Below are 25,816 nucleotides of genomic sequence, written 5' to 3' on the forward strand. Positions count from 1 at the left end.
TCACATAAAAAAAAGGGAAGTAAAGGGTTTATCTCCCTTTACCACCCTTTTTGGAGTCCGTCATTTACGCTGTTGTTGTTTCTTCAACGTCGACTTCTTCTTCACCAGAAGTAGCTTCGATTACGGCATCAGCCATTTTTCCAGTTAAAAGTTTAACTGCACGAATAGCATCATCGTTTCCTGGAATCACGTAATCAATCTCATCTGGATCACAGTTTGTATCGACAATTGCAACGATTGGAATGTTCAATTTATGAGCTTCCGCAATTGCAATGCGTTCTTTACGTGGATCAATAACGAACAATGCATCTGGTACACCATTCATGTCTTTAATTCCGCCTAGAAACTTCTCAAGGCGATCCATTTCTTTTTTAAGCAAGATAACTTCTTTCTTTGGAAGCACATCAAACGTGCCATCCTCTTGCATTTTTTCGAGGTTCTTAAGGCGCGTAATACGCTTTTGAATTGTCTCGAAGTTCGTTAACGTACCACCAAGCCAGCGTTGGTTGATGTAGTACATTCCGCAACGAATTGCTTCGTCACGCACTGAATCTTGTGCTTGTTTCTTAGTACCAACGAAAAGGACTTTGCCTCCGTCAGCTGCAAGATCGCGAACAAAGTTGTACGCAGTCTCAACTTTCTTGACCGTCTTTTGAAGGTCAATAATGTAAATTCCGTTTCTTTCTGTGAAGATGTAGCGATCCATTTTAGGGTTCCAACGACGAGTCTGGTGACCGAAGTGAACACCTGCTTCTAACAATTGTTTCATGGAGATAACTGCCACATCAAACACCTCCTTTTGGTTTTTTATTCCGCCGCTCTTTTCATTTTTTGACGACACTCTTGTAGAATACATGAGCACCTTCGCCAAAATCCAAGGCGTGTGTATTTAACACCATCAATTACTATACCATATTCTATAAGACTCTGCAAGAAAGACTTTAATTAGACATCCTTTTTTTCTTCTTGTTAAATTCTAACATTAAAGACACTTCCGAAATACCGATATTAAGATGCTTTGCGATTTGTTTACTCGTATAGCCTTTTTGATTAAGTAAGAAGACATCGGTTTCACTTTCCAATGCTAGTTTCCTTTGATCGACATTTTCATAAGAATGATTGCATTGTGCGGGTTGCACGATCTGTTCTTGTTCATCTTCATACTCTTTTATTGTACCGACTCGTGTGTGCTCTTGGTCGCTTGTACGGAATCCATTCAGGTGTTCAATCAATGCTTCATTATCAGCTTTTAGCTCAATAATAAACGCATCTAAAGCCGTTTCTAATTGTTCTTGACTTAGAGATTGATCAACCTTTCGTTGGAGCTTAAGTGTTTTTATATATAGATAGAAAGTAGCGACTAAAACAATAAATAATAGTATACCAATCATCTTAATCAGCCCTCCTATCGAACAAATTCTTTTTTAAACAACGCTTGCCGAAGCTTATTAATTGCACGAGCGTGGATTTGTGAGATTCTAGAAGTTGACAAATCCAAGACACGCCCTATTTCTGTTAATGTCAATTCTTCGTAATAACTTAGTTGAACGACTAACTGTTCATTCTCACTTAATTTGCGTATGGCAATCGCAAGCTCCTCTTTTGTATCAGCTTCTACTAACTTTGATTCAGGAGCCTTTGCTGCTAAATCTTGAAATTGATAAGCATACTGTTGTTCGTCAGAGCCACTCATTACATCATCAATCGAAAGGTTATGACTTGAATATTGTTCATATTTTAGTGTTGCAATGTCTTTTTCGGGCATATCCATAGCACTTGCCAGCTCTTCTATACCAATGGCTCTCCCTTTTAATTGCTCAAGTGATTCTGTGACTTGCTCCATTTTTTTAATTTTTTCTCGAATCGTTCTAGGCAAACGATCTTCCTTCCTTAATCCATCAATCATTGCTCCACGGATGCGAAAAGATGCATACGTATCAAATTTTAAAGCTCGGCTTGAATCAAACTTTGTTATAGCGTCCAACAAGCCTTCAAGTGCATGGCTTTTCATTTCATCTTTTGTAATCGAAATAGGCAGGCCATTTGAAATTCGCTGTACATGATACGTGACAAGAGGCATATAATGCTGAATAAGCTTTTCAGCTGCCAGATCTGACTTCGTTTCATTCCAACACTTCCATAGATCTGCTTCAATATCCATTGAAACCGCCGCCTCCTTTATTAAATGATGGTTTGCCTCTTGTTCGCCGTTCGAACAACTAATTCTGAAGTTACAACATCAAACTCAATTGTTCGCCCAGTTGCCCCTCCTGTATCAGTCGCAACAACTGGGATGTGTAATGCTTCAAGAACGTGTAAAACGGCTAAAATATTCCGTTCTCCAATTTGCATAAATTCTTGTTGAACAGCATATTTAAACATTTGCGCTCCACCTGCTAGTTTAGCGCCAATTTCACTAGCCCCAGCTTCCAATAGCTGCTTATGTAATAGCTCAAGAGCTGTATCTGCGTATCGCCAAGGATTCAACTTCCCTTTCCGAGCTTTCTTTGAATCAGGTAACATAATGTGCACCATTCCGGCTAACTTCTTCTTTTTATCAAATAACACAACGCCTACACATGAACCCAGTCCGCATGTTCGCAATTTACCTGTGCCTTTAATTAAATGCCATTCCCCAATAGAGATCGTCTCATGCCCTGTCATGATAGGTCATCCTTAAACGTTCTATTAAAAAAGCAACTGAATCAGTATCTGGAATAAATAAAAGCAATCCATCAATCTTTTGATTAATTTCTTGAATAGCCATTGTCGTTTCCATTAATACAAACTGTTCGTCTTCAGCCAAATAAAACGCGGCTTCAGCAAGCAGTGCTCCCGCAAAATCAATAGATAACTCTGTTACAAGAGGATAGCAATTTACCGTAGCTATTTCAGATAGAGCTGTTAAATATGAACCTATCACGATGTTCCCAACTTCTTGAAAAGCAGAATGTGCTAACTGATCGTCTTCTAATGAACTAGACATGTGTTTTAAATGCCCTTTTAATAACTGAGTTGCCAACATTTGTGCTGAATGAATGGAAGCAATAAAAAACATTCCACCAGCTACTTCGCCATTAACAGGTGCATAAACCGCTGCCCATTTTTGATGTTGAGCTGGAGCAAGCCTTGGTAAATCTTCAAGCTGAAAATAAGATGCTTGAGGAACTTTCATCGAGACCCCGCAAGCCAAAAAATCAGATAATGCCGTAGCTGCGTAACCTGTACTAATATTCGCCACTTCTTTCATCACATCTAATTGATCATTCACGGTTTTCCTCCTTTGCCGACAAGCCACTCGCCTATCTCGTTATTTGGTAAAACCTCATCTACCAATCCTGTTTTTATTGCAGCATTAGGAATCCCAAAAATAGTAGCAGTTTGTTGTGATTCGGCTATAATTGTGGTTTGACTAGACTGTTTTAGTTTCGCTAAAGCCCCAGCGCCATCGCTACCCATCCCAGTTAAAAGGACTACAATTTTCCATTCATACAATGCAACAGACTCAAATAAATAGTTAATGGAAGGGTGATACAGGTCCGTTCCTTCGGGCTCATTTATGTGGATTACAGCATCCTTATCACCACTCACTTGAATGGTCATCTGCTTCCCCCCGGGAGCTACATAAGCTGTTCCCGCTTCAAGCCGCTCTAAATGATGAGCTTCTTTTACCCGAATACCCACAATTTGGTTTAGCCTTCTAGCAAGCACTCTTGTGAAGTCAGCAGGCATGTGTTGAGCAATAACGATCGGCACATCAAATGTCGCAGGTAACGGTTTTAACACTGTCTGCAAGGACAATGGACCACCGGTTGATGAGCCAATTGCGACGATTCCTCCTGTTAAGGTGTTCGCTCGTTCAGAGTGAAGTTGATTGATATGCATCCATATTTTCCGCTTTACATTAGATGGATTGGTAACTTCGAAAGGAACGTGCCTACCTGAAAAGGATGGTTTCATATCACCTTCTTGCACAACGATTAATTTATGATTTGGGAAAACATTTATATTCTCCTCATGAATGGGTGCATAAATGATAATGTCATAGAATGGCTCTTCCACATGCTTCGGATTCGAAAATAAAGTGACTGATTCTCCTTCAAGAAGCAAATAGATGAATTGACATCTAAAATTGGACGAACTAACTATCGCTATTTTTTTCACACGTACAAGATCTGCTTAACAAATAAGCTAGCACTTTCATAGACGCTATCAACAAAATCATCTGTGGGTTCTATACAAACAGCACCAAGATTCACTACGTCCCTATTCAAAAAACGCCTTACAGAAGAATCCATATTGGATAAAGCTTGATGGACCTTTTCCTTATCAAGTGCACCCAACCCGATTAAGTAAATACAGTGGGGTAATTCTTTTTTTATAAACTGATAGAGCTTTAGTAAATGTTCTTTTTCCGGCCTTACGAATACAATAAGTGGCAACTGCTGCCAACCAATCTTTTTTTCTTGTATTGTTCGCACATAGAAGATAACGTGGATATTTATTGCAGAAATCGTTTTTATTGTTTCTATTGTAAATAGCTGATCCTGTACTTTTGGACGAAACAATTTCCTTACATTGTCTGTCCCAACAATAACAGCTTGATAGCCATAACTACTTAACGCTTCAACAACCATTTCTAGCACCGCTGCATCATCGGATTCACAAAGGCAAACATCAAAGGTTTTTGTTGAGGTTTGTCTACTCTTCAGCTCTCTCAAACCTTGCGCTTGATCCATTGGCATTCGCCACCTCCACACTTAACCAGTTCAATAATTTAGCTTCGTCCGGAAAACAAATATCTTCTGGAACGCTTTGACCTGTCGTTACACAACCAATTGGTAAGTTTGTATGATACAGCAATTCTAATAACGTCCCCAGGGATCTTGTTTCATCTTTTTTTGTTAATATTAGTCCTGCGATGACCTCTGAATCAAATGAGTCTATAATTTGAATTAAGTCAGATGCTTTTGCTGCCAAACTAAGAGCAACAAACAATTCTGCTTGTTCTTTTCGCTTTAAATAAGCCAACAACTCGGCAGATAACCCTGTTTCTAAATAATTTCTACCAGCCGTATCAATAAAAATAATATCTGCATCAGCTTCATCTTCACATAATCGCATTAAATCAAATTCATCATAAGCAACGTGGACTGGAATCTCCAGTATTTCTCCATAACGTTTTAATTGATCAACTGCAGCGATCCGATATGTATCCAATGTAATAAACGCAGCTTTTTTCTTATTCATAAATATCTCTTCAGACGCTAGCTTAGCAATCGTTGTTGTTTTCCCCACACCAGTCGGACCGGCAATAAACAATAACCTTTTTTCTCCCGGTCTTTTGCACGTTACATGTAAGTTTGAAGAAAGCACTCGATTAAGTAAGGTTGAATAATTAGTAATACCGCTCTTTTCTATCATATTAGCCGTTAACATCAAATTATTTCTAACACCTTCACTTATACCCATTTGCCGTAGATGAGCTGATAGGCGCTTTTGAAGCGTCGATTTACTAAGCGTTTTTATCGAGTCTACCTCTCTAGTTGATTCCTTCACTTCCATTCCGGCAGTTATTTGATACTGTGTTTTCTCAAAAAAACCAAACCAACCACCGGTTTTTACTTCACGAGAATGTAGAATGACCGCTTCCGTTCCGAGTTCTATCCGAATTGCTTTTACTGCTTGCTCCATCGTCGGTGCAACAAACTGCCTAATCTTCATTCGGCTCTCACCACCCCAACACTTTGTACTTCAACGTCAGGATCAAGCTCATTATAAGAAATAACTGGTACGTTCGGTAAATAACGTTCAATTAACTGACGCATATACATCCGGATTGCTGGTGAGCATAAAATGACGGCTTGCCGTCCTAGTTCACCCATCTTAGCAGTTTCATTGGCTGCATTTTGCAAGATAGTTTGTGAATCATTAGGCGATAGGGCAAGGAAACTACCACTCTCGTTTTGTCCAATCGCATCAGCAATCTTCTTTTCTGTCCCTCCAGCAAGTGTTAACACATATAACTCTTTAGAACCTTGCGTTAGTTGTTCCGTAATTTGGCGAGCTAATGCTTGCCGAACATATTCTGTTACGACATTCATATCTTTGGTTAATGGTCCATAATCAGCCAATGTTTCAAAGATGACAGGCATGTTGCGGATCGATAATTGTTCTCTTAGTAAGTTACGTAAAACCTTTTGAATATCTCCGATAGCAAGTGGATTAGGTGTAACTTCTTCCGTTAAAGTCGGGTATGATTCTTTAAGGTGATCAATTAACTGCTTTGTTTCTTCTCTGCCAAGAAGTTCATGGGCATGTGCTTTTAATACTTCAGTTAAATGAGTTGATATAACGGTTGGCGGATCTACGACGGTATAGCCAGACATCTCTGCACGATCTCTCATTTCTTCATTAACCCAAAGAGCCGGTAAACCAAATGCTGGTTCAATTGCTTCAATTCCTGTTATCTCGTCATCTTCAATCCCAGTGCTCATTGCTAGATAGTGATCAAGTAGCACATCTCCACTTGCAACAACGCTACCTTTTATTTTAATGACATAACCGTTTGGTTCGAGGGAAATATTATCTCGAATACGAATCACTGGAATAACGGACCCAAGTTCCAAGGCCATTTGTTTACGAATCATAACGACACGGTCTAGCAGATCCCCTCCCTGATTTGCATCAGCAAGCGGAATCAAACCATACCCAAACTCAAACTCTATCGGATCCATTTGTAACAACTGCACAACACTTTCGGGTCCAGTGGGCTCTTCAGGAAGGTGCTGCTCATCCTGCAATGTATGCTCAAGTTCTTTTTCAAAGTCCGCCGTTTTAGAAAGACGATATCCAGCAAAAACAAGAATCCCCGCAATCGAAAAAGTAACAATCTTAGTAATTGGAGTTGTAATTCCAAGTAAAAAAATGGTCGCTGCAGTGACATATAACAGCTTCGGATGAGCAAAAATTTGTTTTGTTAAATCTGATCCAAGATTCCCCTCTGAAGCAGCTTTTGTAACAATGACTCCTGTGGCAGTAGAAATAAGTAAGGCAGGTATTTGTGTGACTAACCCATCACCAACCGTTAAGAGCGTATAAGTACTTGCTGCGGTAGTTAAATCCATCCCCTTTTGCATCATGCCTATAATCAGACCAAAAACCAAATTAATGATGACTATGATAATGCTCGCAATTGCATCTCCTTTCACAAATTTGCTAGCACCATCCATAGATCCATAAAAATCGGCTTCTTTTTCGATTTTTTCTCTTCGAGCTTTTGCATCGCGATCCGAAATTAATCCAGCATTTAAGTCTGCATCAATGCTCATTTGTTTCCCCGGCATTGCATCCAACGTAAATCTTGCACCAACTTCTGAAACACGTTCCGCCCCTTTTGTAATAACAATAAACTGGATAATGATTAAGATTAAAAACACAACAAGGCCAACTACCGCGTTTCCACCAATTACGAAACTACCAAACGTATCAATAACGTTTCCTGCTTCTGCATTTCCTAAGATAGACCTTGTCGTTGATACACTTAGCCCTAAACGGAAAAGGGTGATCAATAAAAGCAACGTAGGAAAGATTGAGAATTCTAAAGCATCTTTGTTACTAATTGCTACGAGTAAGATAAGTAAGGAAAGTGAGATATTAAAAATAATTAACACATCTAGTAAAAAAGGTGGAAGCGGGATAATCAACATAACAATGATTAAAATAACACCTGCAAGTACGCTTAAATCTCTTGCTTTCAAAAATCCCCCTCCTTTCTTGCTGATCTTACAACTTGTTTTTACTTGCTTTTTGTTTCAAACGATAAACAAAAGCAAGCACCTCTGCGACAGCTTGAAACATCTCTTCATTTACTTGTTGCGAAACATCAATTGTCGCATACATGGCTCTGGCTAAAGCTACATTTTCAACTAAAGGGACTTCATGTTGCTTTGCAATCAACTTGATTCGTTCCGCCATGAAATCCATTCCTTTTGCTACAACCACAGGGGCATCTGCTTTTGATTGATCATATTTTATGGCCACCGCATAATGTGTCGGATTGGTAATGACTACATCTGCTTTTGGTATTTCTTGCATCATGCGGCTCATTGCCATGTCCATTTGACGTTGCTTTCTCCGCGCCCTTATTTTAGGGTCGCCTTCCATCGTTTTATGTTCATCCCGCACGTCTTTTTTTGACATTCGGATTTGTTTTTCATGGTCATAGCGTTGATAGATGTAATCAGGTATTGCTAATAATAGTAAAAGAACAGCAGCGGCTAGTCCCATTAAAACAGTCAACTCGCCTATAGTAGCCGCTCCAACTGTGATACTTTTTTGAGATAGCAAAAGAACGCTATCCAGATTCAAATAAATTACTGCTGTTACAGTCGCACCTACCAATGTAATTTTCAAGATCGATTTAGCCAACTCAACTAAGGCTCTTGCGGAAAAAATCCGCTTTGCACCTTTGATTGGATTTAGTTTTTCAAGTTTGAATTTGAGCGGCTCTGTTGTTAACAACGAACCCACTTGGACAAAGCTTGCGAAAGCACCCGCAAGTACAGTCAATGCCATAATTGGTAAAACGGCAAGACCCATACGCCATGTTAGTTGTTGAAACAGGGCTGTACTGTTCTCGGCGGTAACCGGTAAATTCATAAAGCGCAGAAACATATCACTCATCATACCTTGTAGCTCTGAAAACAACTTCGGACCAGCAAATAACCAAAATAGCAGGAACGCTGTAAAAAGCATGAAAGCTGTATTTACATCCTGACTTTTTGGTACTTGTCCTTTTTTTCTAGAATCTAAGCGCTTTTTCGGCGTTGCTTTTTCGGTTTTTTCTTCAGAGAACCACTGTAAATCCATTGTTAACAAAGTCTTCACGTTGATTCACCGAGCCTCTCTAGAAAAAGTCTCATCGCTAGTAATATTTCTTCAAATAAATAGTTTACGCTCATAAAGAAGACGCCGATATAGATAAAGAGTACAAGCAAACCAGCAAGTAATTTTATTGGTAAACCGACCACAAATACATTCATCTGCGGAACCGTCCGAGAAACGATCCCTAAAGCCACATCAACTAAAAACAATGCACCAACAACTGGAAAAGCCATCGACACACCAAAAGCAAACATTGTTACGAGGACCGAAGTAATATGACTAATGATCGAGCCGTCACCCAGAGGCAATCCTAATTGATCAATCGGGATAAATAAATAACTATAAACAGCTCCGTCTAATAATAGGTGATGCCCATCAATAACCAATAAGTATAATAGCGCAAATAAATATAGATAACTTCCGGTAAGTGGACTTTGGGCTCCAGTTTGAGGGTCAACGACATTCGCGAGCATAAAACCTAGATGAAAATCAATAATCCCACCTGCTACTTGCACAGCATAAAGCAAAATCATCGCAATCAAACCTGCCAGTAAACCTACTCCAAGTTCCTTTAATACCAGCAAAAGATAGAATGCATTAAGTTCGATTAGTGGCAATTCCATTGAAAAAACCACGATTCCTGCCACAAATGCTGCAAAACCTATTTTAAATGGCGCGGGAACTGATCGATGACTATAGAGAGGCAATACGATAAAAAATGAACTAATCCGAATAAAAACTAGTAAAAAAGCAGGGTAGAAAGTAAGGATTTCTTCCATTACCCAATAAACCTGTGTAAGTTGTTATATATGCTATATGTCATCTCAGTCAGTTGGGAAAGCATCCACGGACCAAAAAAAACGAGTGCAAGTAACACACCGACAATCTTAGGAATAAACGCTAATGTTTGCTCTTGAATTTGTGTAGTCGCTTGAAAAATACTGACGGCAAGCCCTAACGCAAGAGCAATCAATAACAATGGACCAGCAACAATTAATACTGTCCAAACGCCACTTTGGGCAAGGTGTGTGACCATTTCTAAATTCACCAGGCCACTCTCCTTCCTATTGGTAACTAATTAATAAACTTTGGACAACTAAATACCATCCATCAACTAGGACAAACAAAAGTACTTTGAACGGCAATGCAATCATTACAGGAGGGAGCATCATCATCCCCATTGACATCAAAACACTTGCCACGATCATATCAATCACGAGAAAAGGTACAAATATGAGGAATCCAATTTGAAAAGCCGTTTTTAATTCACTGATAGCAAAAGCAGGAATTAATGCCGTTATTGGCACATCCTCCAGTGTTTCTGGCTTGTCATAACCTCCATACCCCATAAATAAAGCTAAATCTTTTTCACGCGTATGTTGCGCCATAAATTCCTTAATAGGCACAATCGCAGCTTGAAGCGCTTCTTCTCCACTCACTTCACCAGCTGAAAGCGGTACGTATGATGCCTCATACACATCCTGAATGACTGGTGCCATAATAAAAAACGTCATAAATAATGCTAAACCAATTAAAACTTGATTGGGCGGCGTTGATTGTGTCGCTAAACCTTGACGGACAAACGAGAGAACAATAATGATTCGTGTAAAGCAGGTCATTAAGATTAAAATACCAGGAGCAATCGATAAAATAGTAAGAAGTAAAGCAATTTGCACGGTTGTGGCTAATGTATCACCACTAGAGAAATCAACTGATAGAAAGGAAAGTAGCAGCGATTCACCCATTACACATCATCCCTTTTTATCAATTGCGTTTGACTGTCTTGCGTTAAATCTTGCTTTGATTGCTTTAACCGTCGTGTCAACACATCTTGAAATGACTCATTTTTTTTCGCTTGTTTTGGCAATAGACTTGCCTTTATAGAGTCAATTGTCGAAGAAACGGATGCTCCTTCACTTTCAACATCTTGTTTCTTCAAGATTGCTTCGATCTCATTCTGATCTTCAAACGTATGAAGCAGTTGTACTTGCTCACCAACACCAACAACAAGTAATTTATTTCCAACTTTCACCATTTGAACCGAGCGATTCCCGCCAAGTGATACACCAGAAACTAAAGACAACGCTTTTGACTCTTGAAAACTTCTTGCACGTTTGTTCACAAACTTAAGTAGACCAAATAACAATGCAATGACAACGAGTAAAGCCGCGATCATCTTTAAAAAGCTAATCCAAGGAGACTCACCAAAACTTACTTGCACTTCATCTTCTTCCCCTGATTCGCCAAGACACTCTTCCCCTTCTGCAATCGCTGCCTGGACACTGCAATCTTGAGCACCAGCTTGTGCCGGATCTAACAAGAAAAATAAGAGAAGAGCCGCAGGCAGCGCGGCTTTAACTAAGCGTTTTAGAGATTGCATCAATTACTCGATCAGCTTGAAATGGTTTGACAACAAAATCTTTTGCTCCGGCTTGGATAGCATCAATTACCATCGCTTGCTGTCCCATAGCAGAACACATAATTACTTTTGCACTAGGGTCTAATTGTTTAATTTCCTTTAGTGCTGTAATTCCATCCTTTTCAGGCATTGTAATGTCCATCGTGACGAGATCAGGAGATAACTCCTTAAAACGTTCAACCGCTTCGTTACCATCGTTTGCTTCACCAACAACGACATACCCATTTTTAGTTAATATATCTTTAATCATCATTCGCATAAATGCGGCATCATCCACTACTAACACATTCTTTGACATTGTAAGCCCTCTTTCTTCACATCATTTATTCGTTTAATTTATTTATACGTTCTTTCTTACTAACAATATCGGTGATTCGCACCCCAAAGTTCTCATCAATGACAACTACTTCCCCTTTAGCGATTAGACGGTCATTAATAAGCACATCTACGGGTTCACCCGCTAATTTATCTAATTCTATAATTGAACCTTGAGTAACGCTTAAAATATCACGAATTGTTTTCTTCGTACGCCCTAATTCCACTTTTACTTCAAGAGGAATGTCGAGAAGCATATCTAGATTTTCCATTTCAGCATCTGGAAGTTTTGTTTTTTCAAAGTTTGAGAAGACTGCTTTCTCAACCATTTGCTCTGTTGCTGGTTTTAAAGAAGAACCAATTTGCTGATTCGGTCGCGCTGTTTCATTTATCTCTGAAGTTAACCCCGTTCGTTGTTGATTCCTTTTTATGGGTTCTTCAACAATTGGTAGTTCCAAATCAGGGGTTTCTACAGTTGAAGTATGCCCTTCAAGAAGTGCATTCGCATAGCCCTTTCCAAATGGTACACTAATTAACTGCATTAACTTCGAATCTATTAAATTGCCCACTTTTAAAGTGAATGTAATCGAAATTAAGTGTTCGACATTAGGGACATAGTTATTTGTCGCTTGCTCTTTAAAGCTGACAACTTCAACATCTGGGGGTGAAATATCTACGCGACGGTTAAACAACGTCGACATCGATGTAGAAGCTGACCCCATCATTTGGTTCATTGCTTCTTGAACTGCACTCGTATGCATTTCCGAGAGTTCTTGATTCGGACTTTCTCCATTCCCCCCGAGCATCAAATCCGCAATAATAGCTGCATCCTCTATAGTAATGACAAATAAATTGGAGCCTTCAAATCCTTCCGTGTACTTGACATGCACGATTACATGGGGATGAGGAAACAATTCACTTAATGTTTCTTTGCTAATAGCGGTTACGACTGGTGTTGTAATTTCCACTTTTTGATTTAATAGAGCCGATAAAGCTGTAGCAGAACTTCCAAATGATATATTGCCAATCTCGCCGATTGTATCTTGTTCCATATGATCTAGGAATTGATTTACATCTAATTCAACAGCCGGAGAGTCTGTTTGACTTTCTGGTGGCTGTTCCACGCTCTGATCCGTTTCTTGATTCAAAGCGCCTCCCTCTGTCTCTCGTTGAAGCCCTTTTAAGAGCTCATTAATTTCATCTTGGGAAAGCGGCTTATCATTCATCATCCGTTCCTCCTACTCGTTCCGTTACTTGTATTGCCATCCGATCCCGTTGCTGGCCAGGTTGGCCCTTAAATTTCAGTTCTCCACCTACCAAAACATGTAAAGTGTCTTGAATAGACTGATTTAATGTAATAACATCCCCCGAACGTAGCTGTAAGAACTCTTCAATCGTTATTTCTGATCGTCCTAGTTCAGCACTAACATTTATTGACGTTCGCTTCACTTGCTGGTTTAATAATTCTTCATCTTCTTTTGACAGCACACCACGCTGCTCTTGAAACCAATGGTGATTTGTCAATTTAGGTAAAATGTCCTCAAGTACAACATGAGGCAAACAAATTGTCATTAAACCAGTTGTTTCAGCAATACTTGTAGACAAAGAAATGACTACAACGGTTTCATTCGGTGAGACAAGTTGCAAGAATTGAGGATTGACTTCTATGTTTTCAGTCTCTGGCTTTAACTCAACTACGGACGTCCATGCCTCTGCAAAACATTCAAGCATAGATTCAAACAAGCCTGCCAGGATTTTCTTTTCTATTTCTGTTAGATTTTCAATCTTATTTAAGCTCATGCCACGCCCGCCTAGGACACGATCAAACATGGCGTAGGCGATATTTGGATTAACCTCCAAGAGCACTCTTCCATTTAACGGAGTTGGTTCAATTACATTTAAAAAAGTCATTGATGGAATGGATCTGATATATTCTTCATATGGAACTTGCTCAACTGATGCCACTTGAATCTGGACAAGCGATCGTAGTCTTGCTGAAAAATAAGTTGTTAGAAGTCGTGCGTAGTTCTCATGAATCCGTGACAAATTACGAATTTGGTCTTTCGAGAATCTAAGCGCACGTTTAAAATCATACGTTCTTACCTTTTTTTCAGACTCAAGCTTTAATAACTCCTCCGCATTCATTTCTCCAGTTGTTAAAGCAGAAAGAAGCGCATCAATCTCGCCTTGAGACAGGACATCTGCCATCTGAGCACCTCATTTATTGAACCACTTTCGATGTCGTAAAAACAGCTTCCACACTGCCTTCGTTTAAATGGTCGTTTAATCTCGTTTGGATAGTATGTTCCAGCTCAGTTATCCCCTCTGCGCTAAGCAATTCATCCGCTGATGTTTCAGCTAGGGCAAGTAAAATAACATTATCCACTTGAAAGTCACGTTTCTCTATATCCTCAAGTGTCTCTTTATCATTTAATTGGATACGAAACTGAGCTCGAATTAATTCCCCGGACTTCAAATTTGTAATAGCCTCTTCCGTGTTAAACGAGCGCCCATTAATCTCGTCTATTGTCGGGGCTCCACTGGCGTGATTCGTTGCGAACGGTCCTACTTCAAGCAAATAAAGGCCTGCAAGTACAATGGCTCCGCTGACAAACAAGCTTAGTATTACGCCAATCACACGATTTTTTTTCAAACGGATGAATCCTCCTTCTTAAAGGTGCCAATTAAGCCGATTTCTTTCATGCGCTCATTAATTAATGCACCCACACGATTAATATCATCTGATACTACCAATTTTTTCCCACTAATCAATGTAATGGTTGTGTCTGGTAAAGCCTCTACCTTTTCAATTAAAAGCACATTCAATAGCATAGGCTTTCCATTTAATCGAGTCACAGAAATCATTGGTTATCCCTACCTTTTCAGATTAACAAGTTCTTGCAAAATCTCGTCAGATGTTGTAATAACCCTTGAATTTGCTTGGAACCCTCTTTGAGCAACAATCATTTCAGTAAATTCATCAGATAAGTCCACATTCGACATTTCTAAATAACTACTTTGTACTTGCCCAATTCCATCTGGATTTTGAACAGCTGCCCCGGAAGCATTTGTTGCCACAAATAAATTGCCTCCTGCATTATCTAATCCATCGGGATTCGGAAAACGCGCTATACCAATTTGATAGACCACATCTTCCTCGCCATCAGGCATTCCAAATTGAATTTGTCCTTCTTTATTAATGGATATGCTTTCTGCTGTTGGTGGTGCTTGAATACGTTCTCCTGTATCAGTAAGCATGTACGCTCCAGAACTGTTGACGATATTATTTTCTGAGTCAATATAAAAATTTCCAGCCCGTGTATAATATGTTTCTCCACCTTGCTCCACAGTGAAATATCCTTCTCCTTTTATAGCCAAATCAAGAATTCGACCTGTATATTGATTAGGACCTTCTGTGTGGACAGTATCAATTGCACCAATCGTCGAACCTGAACCAACTTGCTGTGAATTTACACCACCACGCTCATTTGTTGGAGCCATTGATCCTTGAATTTGTTGACTAACCATATCTTGAAACATTACACGCCCTTTTTTGAAGCCGTGCGTATTAACATTTGCAATATTATTACCAATTACATCTAGCTTTGTTTGAAAACCTTTCATACCTGAAATTCCCGAATACATTGATCGAATCATTACTCATTCCCCTTTTCTTCATTAGTTGATTTTGATCCCATAATTGAAATTAACTTGCTCGAACTAATCCACTCATCCTCTTCAATTTGTACAATGATTTCGCCTTTTTCATTGTATTTCACAGCTGTCACTTTACCAGAAGACTCTTGATTAGACTCTTCGCCTCGCCAACTTACTTCCTTACCAATTAAATCGCTGATAGCCATTAGCTGTTGACTCTTTTGTTCAAAGTAAAGCAATTCAGCTGTCTGGTTCATTTGTGTCAATTGTTCTAATGATGAGAACGTAGCTAATTGGGCAATAAATTCCCGGTCATCCATTGGGTTTGTTGGATCTTGATTTTGCATTTGAGTTAACAATAGTTTTAAAAATGCATCTTGACCAAGGACATTTCCAGGCTGTCGAGTCTGATTCGTTTGTGATGAAAGCAATAAACTAGGATCGATTTGCGTCATTTAGCTCTTCCTCCTCAGCGTCATTAGAAAAAAACCATTTGCTAAACGACGTCAATTTATTCTCTTCTTGTTTTTCTTGTTGCTCTTGTTTTTCTTCTTGCTCCTTGTTTGATTGACGTTCGTCGGATTCTTCTTCTATCCGACTAACTTCGAACTTTGCATCAGGCATTTGCAATTGTTGTCGTAAATTAGGCAATACTCGTTCAAGTAAATCAGCTGTATGCTTTTTCTCTGCTCGCACTTTTACAAGCAAACCTTGGACAGATTGAATAAGTTGCACGTGCATTCTCCCTAAAGTCTCCGGATGAAGTTTAACGGTTAATTGAGTATGTCCTTCTGGATATTGCTTTAAAACGCCAGCTTTCAGGATACGGTGCACTTGCTTTGTTAGAAGTTCCAATGACTCTTGTCCGTTCCCTACTTGACCAGTTACAGAAGCTTTTATCGCTTGTCCCGTCATGTTCTTAAAATCTTGCCGATGTACAACATGGTCACCTTCCGGATCAGGATTTTGAGTCGCATCCGTACCTTTCGATCCTTCCTGATTATCACGAACACTACTATGATGACTTGTTTTTTCACTTGTCTGTTTGCTAGCCACATCACTATTCAAAGGCTGTTGCTCTGGAAGACTTTCTCGCTTAGGTTTCCTTAATTGTTCGTGTTCCTCGACACTCGATACCTCTTGTGATTGATCGGTAATTGGTTCACTATCCAAACGTTGTTGAAAAGATAGATTTTCTAGCCTCTGGGTTCTTTTGTCTATGTTTTGTTCTTGCTGCTCAACAACCACTGACGCTTGGGGTTGTTCAGAACGAATCCTTGTATGTATAAGATTCTCGGTTGCTTCGGCTGTATGGTTATCCGTTTGTTTAGCTAATGTTGCCTGTCCACTTCGAGTCAGTCCATCTTTAATGTAAGAAAAATGACTCAAGTCTTGGAGAGCCTGTTCTTTTGTTGTATGTAAACCAAACTTATCCATTTGCTTGTCAGCTTCCTCTAACAGCACATCACCAGTAAATTCTTTCATTAATTCAATTTTGCTTACTCTAACCTCATTGCTTTTCTGCTCGGTTGGTTCTTCTAATTCAGTCTCTTCTTGCAAATCATCTTGCTCGACGAGAAACTCTTTTACTTCCTCTCCCCCTTCTTTAATTAACTTGTGCACATCGTCACTCGTTTGAAAATCTAATTCTTTTAACTCAATATCTTCTTTTGCAGTTTGAGTCTCTGGGTCTAGAATTTGCTGACTATCAAACTGTGTTTTATCCTTTTCAAGGGAGAGCAAGGAATTTTTGTACTCGTCTTCTTCTTTGATTAGCTCTTGTTCTTCTATTTCAACGATTTCGGCAAAAGGCATCTTTTCTTGTCCATTTAAAAAAAGCAAATCCGCAAATTCTTGGTTAGCACTTTTTTGTATGTTTTTCGGAGACCTTGGTTGCTTTACATCTAAAGCTGTAACAAATTCCAGCATGGCTACCGCCCCTCTTGGGCCATTTTTTCGAGAATTCCTGCTGCTCTAGCCGCTTCCATTCTCCCTAGAATAGAACCACGCAGATTATGATCCATTGCTGCAATATGAATGTACGCCTCTTCTTCATCCATTTCTTCTAACAATGCTGCTGCTCGTTTCGGACTCATTTGTTCGTATGATTTAATCGCTTTTTGAAGTCCCTCTTCAGCGGACACATTCGCTACAATACCTTCCTCTTGCCACTCATTATTTTCCAAACGCTCTTCCAAATCTTCGTTTTGCGCATGTAACTCTGCTAATTCAGCATCTTTAACAGTAAGTTCATTTGTCGCTTGGTGCCAATCTGTCTGCAAAACAGCTAATTGCTCCTCTAGCTCATCGATCTCAGCTTGTCGATTATGATCAGCACCCCCATTATCCTCTGAACGGAACATCCCTGTTTTGCCTAAATCAAACCCAACAAGTGGACCAATAAAAATAACAGCAGCAACAACAATGGCAATTAATGGTATGAAAAGCGAAAGGAAAATGGGCCACCGCTTTTTTTCTTTTTGTACCTTCATTTAACACGTAACCTCATATAATGTGTCGTACTTAGTTCATCCATTAGTTTTTGTTCAGTGCGTCTTTCTTCCTCTTGCGCATTCCGTAATTGTTTTTCCTTAAGCCGTTCATATTGCTTATAAGAACGAACACATTCATGTAATTTTCTCTTTTTTTGTTCCATATTCTCACGCGATTCATTTGTCTGTTGCTGTTGATTGGCTACTTGTTTACCCAATCCTTGTAAGTACACTTTGGTGCTAATTAATTGAGCGATAGTTTGTTTTTCATCTTGCGCGAATTCGAATTGCTGCTCGACCTGTTCTTTTTCTTTAAGCAAGTAGTACAAGGTAGTGGCAACCATCTTAAATTCTTCCTCTGCAACTTCATACTGTCTTCTCGCTTCATCTTTATTTTGCTTACAAATGTCCATAGCTTTTTGCAGCGAAAATTGAAAGCTCATTTCATACGCTCATTCCTTTCCATTAATTGCACCATTGCAGTTGCTGTTTGCTCAAAACTCTGCGTTTCTTCAATTTCTTGCGTAAGAAATTGAAGAATTTTTGGTTGCGCTTCTATGGCTGAATCAATTGCTTGCGAACTGCCCTGTTTATAAGCTCCAAGTTGAATGAGATCTTCTGATTCTTCATAATCAGCTAATTTTTTACGGATTGATTTAGCTGCTTGCGCATGATCTTCGGTCACTAAATCTTTCATTAAACGACTCACGCTTTTTAAGATATTTATAGCAGGGAATTGTCCTTTATTAGCCAACTGTCGGTCTAACACGAAATGCCCATCCAATATTCCACGCACTGCGTCTGCTATTGGTTCATTCATGTCATCACCATCGACTAATACGGTGTAAAATGCTGTAATTGTTCCCATGCTACTTGTTCCTGATCGCTCTAATAATTTGGGGAGCATCGCAAACACCGAAGGCGGATATCCTTTAGTTGTTGGTGGTTCTCCAATCGCTAAACCAATTTCTCTCTGGGCCATTGCAAATCGTGTCACCGAATCCATCATCAAATTGACCGATAAGCCCTGGTCACGAAAATATTCAGCAATTGCAGTTGCACATAATGCACCTTTTACCCGGAGTAATGCTGGTTGATCTGAAGTAACAACTACGACAATCGATTTAGCCAAGCCTTCATCCCCAAGGTCACGTTCAATAAAATCTCTTACTTCTCTTCCGCGCTCACCAATTAATGCAATGATATTTAAGTCAGCCTCTGATTCTTTAGCAATCATTGATATCAATGTGCTCTTTCCAACACCACTTCCAGCAAATATACCCACCCTTTGGCCTTTTCCCATCGTTAATAAACCATCAATAGCTTTAACACCAACACTCATTCTTTCTTGTATCCGTGGACGTTCCATAGGATTAGGTGGTTGATTTTCAGTTGAATATACTGATTGAGGTTTATGATTTTCGTTATGAGGGTATAGACTTTCACCAGTACCATTTAGTACTTGGCCAATTAAATGGGATCCTACAGGGATGCTTAAGGTTTTACCTGTTGCTTCTACAAGACTTCCAGGCTCAATTTGCATCATATCGTCAATTGGCATTAACAAAACTCTATCTTCTCTAAAACCAACTACTTCTGCTCGGATTTTTTGGTTGGAATGGCGACCAACTAAGATGTAACATAATTCACCTATAAACGTTTGGGGTCCCGCAGATTCAATCGTTAATCCCGTCACTTGCTTTACATAGCCATACCATTTATACGGATTAAGATGAGCGATCTCTTTAATACGTTGTTTCAACATACGTTTTCCCTGTCAATTGCAGCAACTGTTTTTTTAATTCATCTAGCTGTGTGTCGAGAGAGGCGTGAAGCTTCCCTGCATTTGTTAACACAATGCAGTCTGTTTCCTCCATCTTTACATCCGGTACAATTTGAAAATCCCGGCATCCAACCATTTGTTGTTGTAGTTCGAATGAATGCTGATGCAATTTTTCATACCATTTTGGATGAACGTACACTTTTACAAGTGCATATTCTTTCACTTCATATAAAATCTCGGTCATAAATTGCTTCATTTGACTATCTTCATTTAGTGCGGTTCCTAAAATGCGTTTTGCTAACTCCGAAGCTAACTCAATCATTAACGGTTCGCTTTGCTCCAACGATCTCACTAAATCGCTTTGTGCAGTTTCGACTATAGATTGAGCTTGATTAATGAGGTCTTCGTATATCGATTGTGCCTGACTTTCTCCAGCAGAAAAACCAGCATCATAACCTTCTCTTTCAGCTACTAGCCTTGCTTTTCCCCATTCTTCTTCTAACAATTGTGTTTGTAATTGACTCTCTTGTTTGATCCTTTGCGCATGTGCTTCTGCTCGACGAATAATTTCGTCTGCCCTTTCATGGGCACTTTTTAGCAATTCCTCTGTATACTCTGTAGGAGGTTCTTCCATTCTTGGCTCATTGTGATCCTCTCCTCTTTGTACGTAAGGCTGAATGATGATTTCCCTTACTGCACCAACGGAAGTAGCTGAACGTATGATATTAGACAAGAATGTCCTCTCCATTCGTACGGGCTATTACAATTTCCCCAGCTTCTTCAAGCCCTCTAATAATGGCAACGATTCGTGACTGCGCTTCTTCTACATCTCGAAGGCGCACCGGACCTAAATATTCCATTTCGTCTTTAAACGTTTCCGCCATACGCTGAGACATATTCTCAAACACCATTTCTTTCACGTCTTCACTTGCAATTTTTAGCGCTAATTGGAGATCATCATTATCCACATCTCGAATGACCCGCTGGATTGCCCGTTTCTCTAGCGTGATGATATCCTCAAACACAAACATACGTTTTTTAATCTCGTCTGCCAATTCAGGATCTTGAATATAAAGTCCGTCAAGAATCACTCTTTCAGTAGAACGATCCACACCGTTTAACACTTCCACTACTGCTTCAATTCCACCGGCTTCCGTATAATCTTGTGTGATCGTTTGCGATAATTTCTCTTCTAATACAGATTCGACTTGAGCAATCACTTCTGGAGAAGAACTATCCATCAATGCGATTCGCCTTGCTACATCGGTTTGCATCATTTCTGGTAAAGAGGAAATAATCTGCCCTGCTTGTTTAGCAGGAATATACGATAAGATAACTGCAACTGTTTGAGGATGTTCATGTTGGATAAAATTCAGTATTTGACTCGGATCTAATTTGCGGGCAAAGTCAAATGGTCTTACTTGGATCGTCGAAGTTAGTCGTTGTATCATTGAGGCTGCCCCGTCAGTTCCAAGCGCTTTTTCTAAAATCGTTCTTGCATAGCCGATTCCACCTTGAGTAATATACTCTTGCGCCATTGCAATTGAGTGGAACTCCGACATGACCTGCTCTTGCATTTCTTTTTCTACTTTTCGCACTGATGAGATCTCAAGTGAAAGCAATTCAATCTCATCTTCAGATAGGTTTTTATATACTTGGGCAGCCGTATCTGGACCTAAAGAAATTAAAAGGACAGCAGCTTTTTGCCTGCCTGTTAACTTGGCAATTGCCATCTTGCATCTCTCCTTCCTTTAATCATCGGATAACCAAGTACGCAAAAGCTTAGAGAATTCTTCAGGCTTTTCATTCGCTAAATGTGCTAATTCTTTCATTTGCTTTCTTTCATCCGTTTCTGGACGTTCAGGGAAAGCGATCGGTTCATCTTCCGAATATGCCCCTTCTTCTACCGGTTCATCTAAAGCTAGGTCAGTTTGTTTTTGTTTTCGCAGTAACATAAGCACGAGCACAATAATTAAAACGAGCAAAAATGCTGCTGTTATATACATCCATGTTGGAATACTTGTGGCTGGGCTTTCTTGTGTCGCCTGAGCTTCTTGTGCAAATGGCATAGATGTGATGGATACACGATCTGTTACATTATTGGTCGTACCCTCTTCTGCTTCTGGTAAGGTTGTTTGTATAATTGTGGCTAGCAATTGGTTTAACTCAGCACTTTGTTGCGGAGGTAACGTTTGCAAACCCTCTGGAGGATTAATCATTGCTTGAATGCTAATATCTCGGATTTGATACGGACTTTCTATAATTTCTTTATGAATTCGATTAACTTCATAATTCAACCGTTCTTCAGTTCGTTCCGATTCAGATTCAGCGTCACCAGCGGCCCCTGTATAGTTTGGGATTTCATCAGCAGTACCAGCTACTCCTTCACTAGTACCGTTAACCCCTTCATACATTTCGTTAATTCTCTCAGCGCTTATCGCAATACCAGTCATATCTTCTTCATTAACCGGTTCCACTAAATCTTCAATACGTTGTTCTTGTGTAAAATCTATATCTGTTGTAACGGAAACAATTGCATTTTGCGGACCTACAACCGCTCCCAACAACTGCATAATCGTTTGCTTAAGATCCGATTCAATCTCTTGTTTAATTTCTCTTTGAGACTGAAAGGATGCCACTGGATTTAACTCATCTTCTTCTTGATACGTATAGTTAGTAAAATTAGAATCTGATAAAACAATATTCTCTACGGGTAAATTCGGTACGCTACGTGAAATTAAGTGATATAAAGCTTTTACTTGAGATGGATCAAGTGAATTACCTGCAGCTAAATCCAGAACAACTGCTGCTGTAGCAGATTCCTGACCCGAATTTAACCAGACGCTTTCTTCCGGCATCGTTATAATTACATTTGCATTTGTAACACCAGAAACGCCTCGAATTAACTCTGCTAATTCCGTTTGCATAAGCGATCTTTCAATCACAGTGAATTCATTATCCGTCATGCCAAATCCCATTTGTTCTTGAAAAAAACCATAATCAATACTACCACTTTGTGGAAGTCCTTCCGCTGCTAATTCCACTTTCAAACGGTCAACATCTGCTTCTGGCACTTCAATGGTTGTACCATTATTAGTGACTTGTGAACTGACTCCACGCGATTCCAACACTTCTTGGATTTGCCCCGTCTCGGCTAATGTTAATTGACTATATAATGGCGCATAATTTGTCCTAAATGCGATCGCAATGACTATAGCTATAATGAGCAGCACAAGAAGGGCACTTGCTATAAGAGCTCCTTTATGAAAACCAGTTCGCTTTTCCCAAAACATTTGCAGCCGGTTTGTATATTGCTTTGCTTTTTCGTTCATGGCCCCTCCGCTTACATTTGTTACTTACCTAATTACACTTGCATTCTCATCATTTCTTGATACGCTTCCACCGCTTTATTCCTCACTTCTAACGTCGCTTGCATAGAGATGGAAGCTTTGTTTGCTGTAATCATAACCTCATGTAAATCAATAGGTTCTTTTCTTGCTAATGCTTTTGTAGCAGCTTGTGAAGCTAACTGGGCTTCATTTACTCCCGATAAAGCTGTAGTTAAAGCTTGCTGAAAAGATGCATTCTTATCGAGATTCGGGGTTTCACTCATTTTCCCAGTCTGTATCGCATTTGCTATAAGCGGTTGTAATGATGCAAGTTCCATTTCACATGCTCCTAACGTCCAATTTCTAAAGCTTTCATTAACATGCCTTTGCTTGCCTGTAGCGCACTGACATTCGCTTCATACGAACGAGTAGCGCTCGTAATGTCAATCATTTCTCGAGCAATCTCGACATTCGGTTTCGATACATAACCATCTTCATTTGAATCTGGATGCAACGGATCGTATACAAGCGAGGCTGGTGTCTCATCATTCACTATCCCTTTAGCAATTACCCCATGATTCAACTGATTTTCAGCTTTGTTTAAATATGTGGAAAAAGGCATCGATTCTTGGACCACCATCTTCCGTTGATAAGGCTGCCATTGCCCGTCTACTAATTCAGCGCGTGTCGTTTCAGCATTAGCGATATTGCTCGCCGCTACATCCATACGCAATCGCTGGAGAGTCAAAGCAGAGCCAGAAACCCCCATACTAGAAAACATTGTCATATAACCACTCCTATCTACCGCCTCTTATCGCCGTTTCTAGCGATTGAAAACTACTGGTCATCCGATCGACAACAGCGTTGTAATAAAGTTGATTCTCTGCCATTTCAGTCATTTGTTTATCAACATCCACACTGTTCCCATTATGATTATACTGCCCTTGCTTGTTATGACTAGCGTGTGGATATCCACTTGGCAACGGGAAATGCAAATGACGTTCGTCCGTTTGTTTTGATTGAAATACAGACGCATTCGCTTCGGTTTGCTCAAGCACGCGATTAAAAGAAACAGACTGCTCTTTATAATTTGGCGTATCTACATTTGCTAGATTTGAGGAGATGGCTTTTTGTTTAGCTGTCGAAAAGCGAATAGCTTCTTCAAGCGCTCCAATTGAACTAGTCGTAAACATTATAACCCCCTTTTTACTCACGCCTTTCCTCATAAAAAGAGGAAAGATTAAGCATTATTTCCCATATGTATTCATGATCAAATTTTACTAGTTTTTCAGCAGTTTGTCTAAGATGAATTTGTTTTTTAATAGATTTAAGTCAATAGAACCATACCAAAAAGTTATTTTAGTTACATTTTACCCATAAATGATTTATGAAATAAGACTTTATAACTATATAACGACTGTTATTTTTGCTATTTATTTGGAAGTGTTTCTGTTGATTGGAAATAGGTATTCTTGCTCAATAAATAACCGCCGGTAGAACCGGCGGTTATTTATCTTTAAATGAATCGACGTATTTCTTTTTTGTCATATGATCGCGTAACCCGGTCCTCTGATTCTTGTCCTCTAATATATTTCGCTACTGGTTTCTGATTGAGCCCTACTGTACTTACATAATAGCCCTTTGCCCAAAATGTTCGATTCTTTTAATTATATTTCAAATGAGCATGTCGATCATGAATCATGAGTGAACTTTTTCCTTTCAAGTACCCCAGGGAATACGAAACTGACATTTTCGGAGGTATTCTCACTAACATGTGAATAGGATCTAGCATTGCATGTGCCTCGATGATTTCCACATCCTTCATCTCACATAACCTACGCAAAATCGCCCCTATATCTTTTCTCAATTTCCCATAGATAAGCTTACGTCTGTACTTTGGTATGAATACGATATGATACTTACAATTCCACCTTGCGTGTGATAAACTGTTGTCACTCGACATGTGTTGATCTCCTCTCGCTATATAGAAGTTGGTTTGACGGCCATTTTCTATTATAACGATAGGAGATTTTTTCTGTCACTTTACCACCCTATAAGTTTTATTTTTCTCACGTGCAGAGCACGTGGTTTTAAAACCTTTAATAAAAAAAGAGGGTTGACCTAGGCCAACCCTCTTATTCCTTCTTAGTTCTCTTTTAAACGATCTAGCTCTAACAAGAACTTATCATTTAACACTTTTATATATGTGCCTTTCATCCCTAATGAACGAGACTCAATAACACCAGCACTTTCTAGTTTTCGAAGTGCATTAACAATTACAGAGCGCGTAATTCCAACACGGTCTGCAATTTTACTAGCTACTAAAAGACCTTCTCGTCCATCAAGTTCTTCAAAAATGTGCTCAACAGCTTCTAATTCACTATAAGATAGTGAGCTAATTGCCATTTGAACAACCGCTTTGCTACGAGCTTCTTCTTCAATCTCTTGTGTTTTCTCATGTAAGATTTCCATTCCTACAACTGTTGCGCCATACTCAGCAAGAATAAGATCATCATCGCTAAACGCATTTTGTAATCGAGACAATATTAATGTACCTAAACGCTGTCCTCCACCTTTAATTGGAACAACAGTCGTTAGCCCTGTTTTAAAAAGGTCTCTATTCTCTACCGGAAAAGCAGTGTATTCACTGTCTACATCAATATTAGCTGACGTGTCTTCAATTTTAAACAAACCATCTGTATACTCTTCTGGAAACTGACGCTCATCTAGCATTTTTTTCATACGGTCATTTTCAATTTCTTCTTCAATTGAAAAGCCTAATAGTTTACCACGACGGCTAACAACAAATACATTGGAACCAATCGCGTCACGTAAAGTCATTGCCATTTCACGGAAATTCACATGTTGCCCACTTGTTTTTTGAAGCATCTCATTAATCTTTCTTGTTCTTGTAAGTAAATCCATCCTTACATCT

At 39.4% G+C, this 25,816-nt stretch carries 32 protein-coding genes and 1 pseudogene; all 33 read right to left on the minus strand.

Translation table 11 applies throughout. The annotated features are described in order from the left end of the window. Positions 1-64: 64 nt before the first annotated feature. Positions 65-784, minus strand: coding sequence for a 30S ribosomal protein S2 (gene rpsB / locus BK584_RS04450; protein ID WP_054706708.1), 720 nt, complete (start codon positions 782-784; stop codon positions 65-67). A 157-nt stretch (positions 785-941) separates the two neighbouring features. Continuing rightward, positions 942-1,391: a DUF6115 domain-containing protein gene (locus BK584_RS04455; RefSeq protein WP_078391479.1), complete on the minus strand. Its 450-nt coding sequence runs from the start codon at positions 1,389-1,391 to the stop codon at positions 942-944. Between the two features lie 14 nt (positions 1,392-1,405). Beyond that, positions 1,406-2,161: a FliA/WhiG family RNA polymerase sigma factor gene (locus tag BK584_RS04460; RefSeq protein ID WP_078391480.1), complete on the minus strand. Its 756-nt coding sequence runs from the start codon at positions 2,159-2,161 to the stop codon at positions 1,406-1,408. Positions 2,162-2,181: 20 nt separating this feature from the next. Beyond that, a complete protein-coding gene (locus BK584_RS04465) occupies positions 2,182-2,664 on the minus strand; it encodes a chemotaxis protein CheD (protein WP_078391481.1) in 483 nt (160 codons plus the stop codon). After that, the gene (locus BK584_RS04470; protein ID WP_078391482.1) at positions 2,651-3,271 is read right to left on the minus strand and encodes a chemotaxis protein CheC; all 621 of its coding nucleotides are present in this window, start codon (positions 3,269-3,271) and stop codon (positions 2,651-2,653) included. Before BK584_RS04470 ends, BK584_RS04465 begins: the two co-directional genes overlap by 14 nt. Then, positions 3,268-4,164: a CheB methylesterase domain-containing protein gene (locus BK584_RS04475; RefSeq protein WP_139365608.1), complete on the minus strand. Its 897-nt coding sequence runs from the start codon at positions 4,162-4,164 to the stop codon at positions 3,268-3,270. Before BK584_RS04475 ends, BK584_RS04470 begins: the two co-directional genes overlap by 4 nt. After that, entirely contained in the window at positions 4,161-4,739 is a 579-nt protein-coding gene (locus tag BK584_RS04480; RefSeq protein WP_078391484.1) for a hypothetical protein, read from the minus strand. Before BK584_RS04480 ends, BK584_RS04475 begins: the two co-directional genes overlap by 4 nt. After that, the gene (locus BK584_RS04485; protein ID WP_078391485.1) at positions 4,702-5,724 is read right to left on the minus strand and encodes a flagellar biosynthesis protein FlhF; all 1,023 of its coding nucleotides are present in this window, start codon (positions 5,722-5,724) and stop codon (positions 4,702-4,704) included. Before BK584_RS04485 ends, BK584_RS04480 begins: the two co-directional genes overlap by 38 nt. Beyond that, positions 5,721-7,760: a flagellar biosynthesis protein FlhA gene (gene flhA, locus BK584_RS04490; protein ID WP_078391486.1), complete on the minus strand. Its 2,040-nt coding sequence runs from the start codon at positions 7,758-7,760 to the stop codon at positions 5,721-5,723. The genes BK584_RS04485 and flhA overlap by 4 nt, the downstream gene beginning before the upstream one ends. A gap of 25 nt (positions 7,761-7,785) precedes the next feature. Next, positions 7,786-8,889, minus strand: coding sequence for a flagellar biosynthesis protein FlhB (flhB, locus tag BK584_RS04495; RefSeq protein WP_078391487.1), 1,104 nt, complete (start codon positions 8,887-8,889; stop codon positions 7,786-7,788). Next, positions 8,886-9,665, minus strand: a complete 780-nt coding sequence (gene fliR / locus BK584_RS04500; RefSeq protein ID WP_078391488.1) for a flagellar biosynthetic protein FliR — start codon at positions 9,663-9,665, stop codon at positions 8,886-8,888. The genes flhB and fliR overlap by 4 nt, the downstream gene beginning before the upstream one ends. Beyond that, positions 9,665-9,934, minus strand: coding sequence for a flagellar biosynthesis protein FliQ (fliQ, locus tag BK584_RS04505; protein ID WP_054706729.1), 270 nt, complete (start codon positions 9,932-9,934; stop codon positions 9,665-9,667). Before fliQ ends, fliR begins: the two co-directional genes overlap by 1 nt. A 16-nt stretch (positions 9,935-9,950) precedes the next feature. Then, positions 9,951-10,631, minus strand: coding sequence for a flagellar type III secretion system pore protein FliP (fliP, locus tag BK584_RS04510; RefSeq protein WP_078391489.1), 681 nt, complete (start codon positions 10,629-10,631; stop codon positions 9,951-9,953). Further along, entirely contained in the window at positions 10,631-11,266 is a 636-nt protein-coding gene (locus BK584_RS04515) for a flagellar biosynthetic protein FliO (protein ID WP_078391490.1), read from the minus strand. The genes fliP and BK584_RS04515 overlap by 1 nt, the downstream gene beginning before the upstream one ends. Then, on the minus strand, positions 11,241-11,603 hold the full coding sequence (locus tag BK584_RS04520) for a response regulator (protein ID WP_078391491.1): 363 nt from the start codon (positions 11,601-11,603) through the stop codon (positions 11,241-11,243). Before BK584_RS04520 ends, BK584_RS04515 begins: the two co-directional genes overlap by 26 nt. Before the next feature lie 25 nt (positions 11,604-11,628). Beyond that, complete coding sequence (fliY, locus tag BK584_RS04525) at positions 11,629-12,846, minus strand: flagellar motor switch phosphatase FliY (RefSeq protein ID WP_078391492.1); 1,218 nt, start codon at positions 12,844-12,846, stop codon at positions 11,629-11,631. Next, a complete protein-coding gene (gene fliM / locus BK584_RS04530; protein WP_078391493.1) occupies positions 12,839-13,828 on the minus strand; it encodes a flagellar motor switch protein FliM in 990 nt (329 codons plus the stop codon). Before fliM ends, fliY begins: the two co-directional genes overlap by 8 nt. 13 nt (positions 13,829-13,841) lie before the next feature. Then, positions 13,842-14,273: a flagellar basal body-associated protein FliL gene (gene fliL / locus BK584_RS04535; RefSeq protein WP_169871059.1), complete on the minus strand. Its 432-nt coding sequence runs from the start codon at positions 14,271-14,273 to the stop codon at positions 13,842-13,844. Continuing rightward, on the minus strand, positions 14,270-14,485 hold the full coding sequence (locus BK584_RS04540) for a flagellar FlbD family protein (protein ID WP_054706741.1): 216 nt from the start codon (positions 14,483-14,485) through the stop codon (positions 14,270-14,272). Before BK584_RS04540 ends, fliL begins: the two co-directional genes overlap by 4 nt. A gap of 9 nt (positions 14,486-14,494) precedes the next feature. After that, positions 14,495-15,277, minus strand: coding sequence for a flagellar basal body rod protein FlgG (gene flgG / locus BK584_RS04545; protein ID WP_078391495.1), 783 nt, complete (start codon positions 15,275-15,277; stop codon positions 14,495-14,497). Continuing rightward, positions 15,277-15,732 (minus strand): flagellar hook assembly protein FlgD, encoded by a 456-nt coding sequence (flgD, locus tag BK584_RS04550; RefSeq protein WP_078391496.1) that lies wholly within the window; start codon positions 15,730-15,732, stop codon positions 15,277-15,279. Before flgD ends, flgG begins: the two co-directional genes overlap by 1 nt. Continuing rightward, on the minus strand, positions 15,713-17,206 hold the full coding sequence (locus BK584_RS04555; RefSeq protein ID WP_078391497.1) for a flagellar hook-length control protein FliK: 1,494 nt from the start codon (positions 17,204-17,206) through the stop codon (positions 15,713-15,715). The genes flgD and BK584_RS04555 overlap by 20 nt, the downstream gene beginning before the upstream one ends. 2 nt (positions 17,207-17,208) lie before the next feature. Then, positions 17,209-17,769, minus strand: coding sequence for a MotE family protein (locus BK584_RS04560; protein WP_078391498.1), 561 nt, complete (start codon positions 17,767-17,769; stop codon positions 17,209-17,211). Then, positions 17,766-18,212, minus strand: coding sequence for a flagellar export protein FliJ (gene fliJ, locus BK584_RS04565; RefSeq protein ID WP_078391499.1), 447 nt, complete (start codon positions 18,210-18,212; stop codon positions 17,766-17,768). Before fliJ ends, BK584_RS04560 begins: the two co-directional genes overlap by 4 nt. Continuing rightward, positions 18,209-19,534, minus strand: coding sequence for a flagellar protein export ATPase FliI (gene fliI / locus BK584_RS04570; RefSeq protein WP_078391500.1), 1,326 nt, complete (start codon positions 19,532-19,534; stop codon positions 18,209-18,211). The genes fliJ and fliI overlap by 4 nt, the downstream gene beginning before the upstream one ends. Further along, positions 19,515-20,285 (minus strand): flagellar assembly protein FliH, encoded by a 771-nt coding sequence (gene fliH, locus BK584_RS04575; RefSeq protein ID WP_169871061.1) that lies wholly within the window; start codon positions 20,283-20,285, stop codon positions 19,515-19,517. The genes fliI and fliH overlap by 20 nt, the downstream gene beginning before the upstream one ends. Further along, entirely contained in the window at positions 20,278-21,285 is a 1,008-nt protein-coding gene (gene fliG, locus BK584_RS04580) for a flagellar motor switch protein FliG (RefSeq protein ID WP_078391502.1), read from the minus strand. Before fliG ends, fliH begins: the two co-directional genes overlap by 8 nt. An 18-nt stretch (positions 21,286-21,303) precedes the next feature. After that, entirely contained in the window at positions 21,304-22,884 is a 1,581-nt protein-coding gene (gene fliF / locus BK584_RS04585) for a flagellar basal-body MS-ring/collar protein FliF (protein ID WP_078391503.1), read from the minus strand. 32 nt (positions 22,885-22,916) lie between these two features. Continuing rightward, positions 22,917-23,219 carry a flagellar hook-basal body complex protein FliE gene (gene fliE, locus BK584_RS04590; protein ID WP_078391504.1) on the minus strand — a complete coding sequence of 101 codons (303 nt, stop codon included), beginning with the start codon at positions 23,217-23,219 and terminating at the stop codon, positions 22,917-22,919. A gap of 11 nt (positions 23,220-23,230) precedes the next feature. Then, positions 23,231-23,668, minus strand: coding sequence for a flagellar basal body rod protein FlgC (gene flgC / locus BK584_RS04595; protein ID WP_180320496.1), 438 nt, complete (start codon positions 23,666-23,668; stop codon positions 23,231-23,233). Positions 23,669-23,678: 10 nt separating this feature from the next. Continuing rightward, positions 23,679-24,074 (minus strand): flagellar basal body rod protein FlgB, encoded by a 396-nt coding sequence (gene flgB, locus BK584_RS04600; protein WP_078391505.1) that lies wholly within the window; start codon positions 24,072-24,074, stop codon positions 23,679-23,681. Positions 24,075-24,387: 313 nt separating this feature from the next. Then, a pseudogene (gene tnpA / locus BK584_RS04605) lies at positions 24,388-24,844 on the minus strand (IS200/IS605 family transposase). A gap of 182 nt (positions 24,845-25,026) precedes the next feature. Then, complete coding sequence (gene codY, locus BK584_RS04610; protein WP_054706788.1) at positions 25,027-25,806, minus strand: GTP-sensing pleiotropic transcriptional regulator CodY; 780 nt, start codon at positions 25,804-25,806, stop codon at positions 25,027-25,029. Between the last annotated feature and the right edge of the window lie 10 nt (positions 25,807-25,816).

It is taken from the genome of Shouchella patagoniensis (genome assembly GCF_002019705.1).
In the GTDB taxonomy this organism is placed as follows: Bacteria; Bacillota; Bacilli; order Bacillales; family Bacillaceae_D; genus Shouchella; species Shouchella patagoniensis.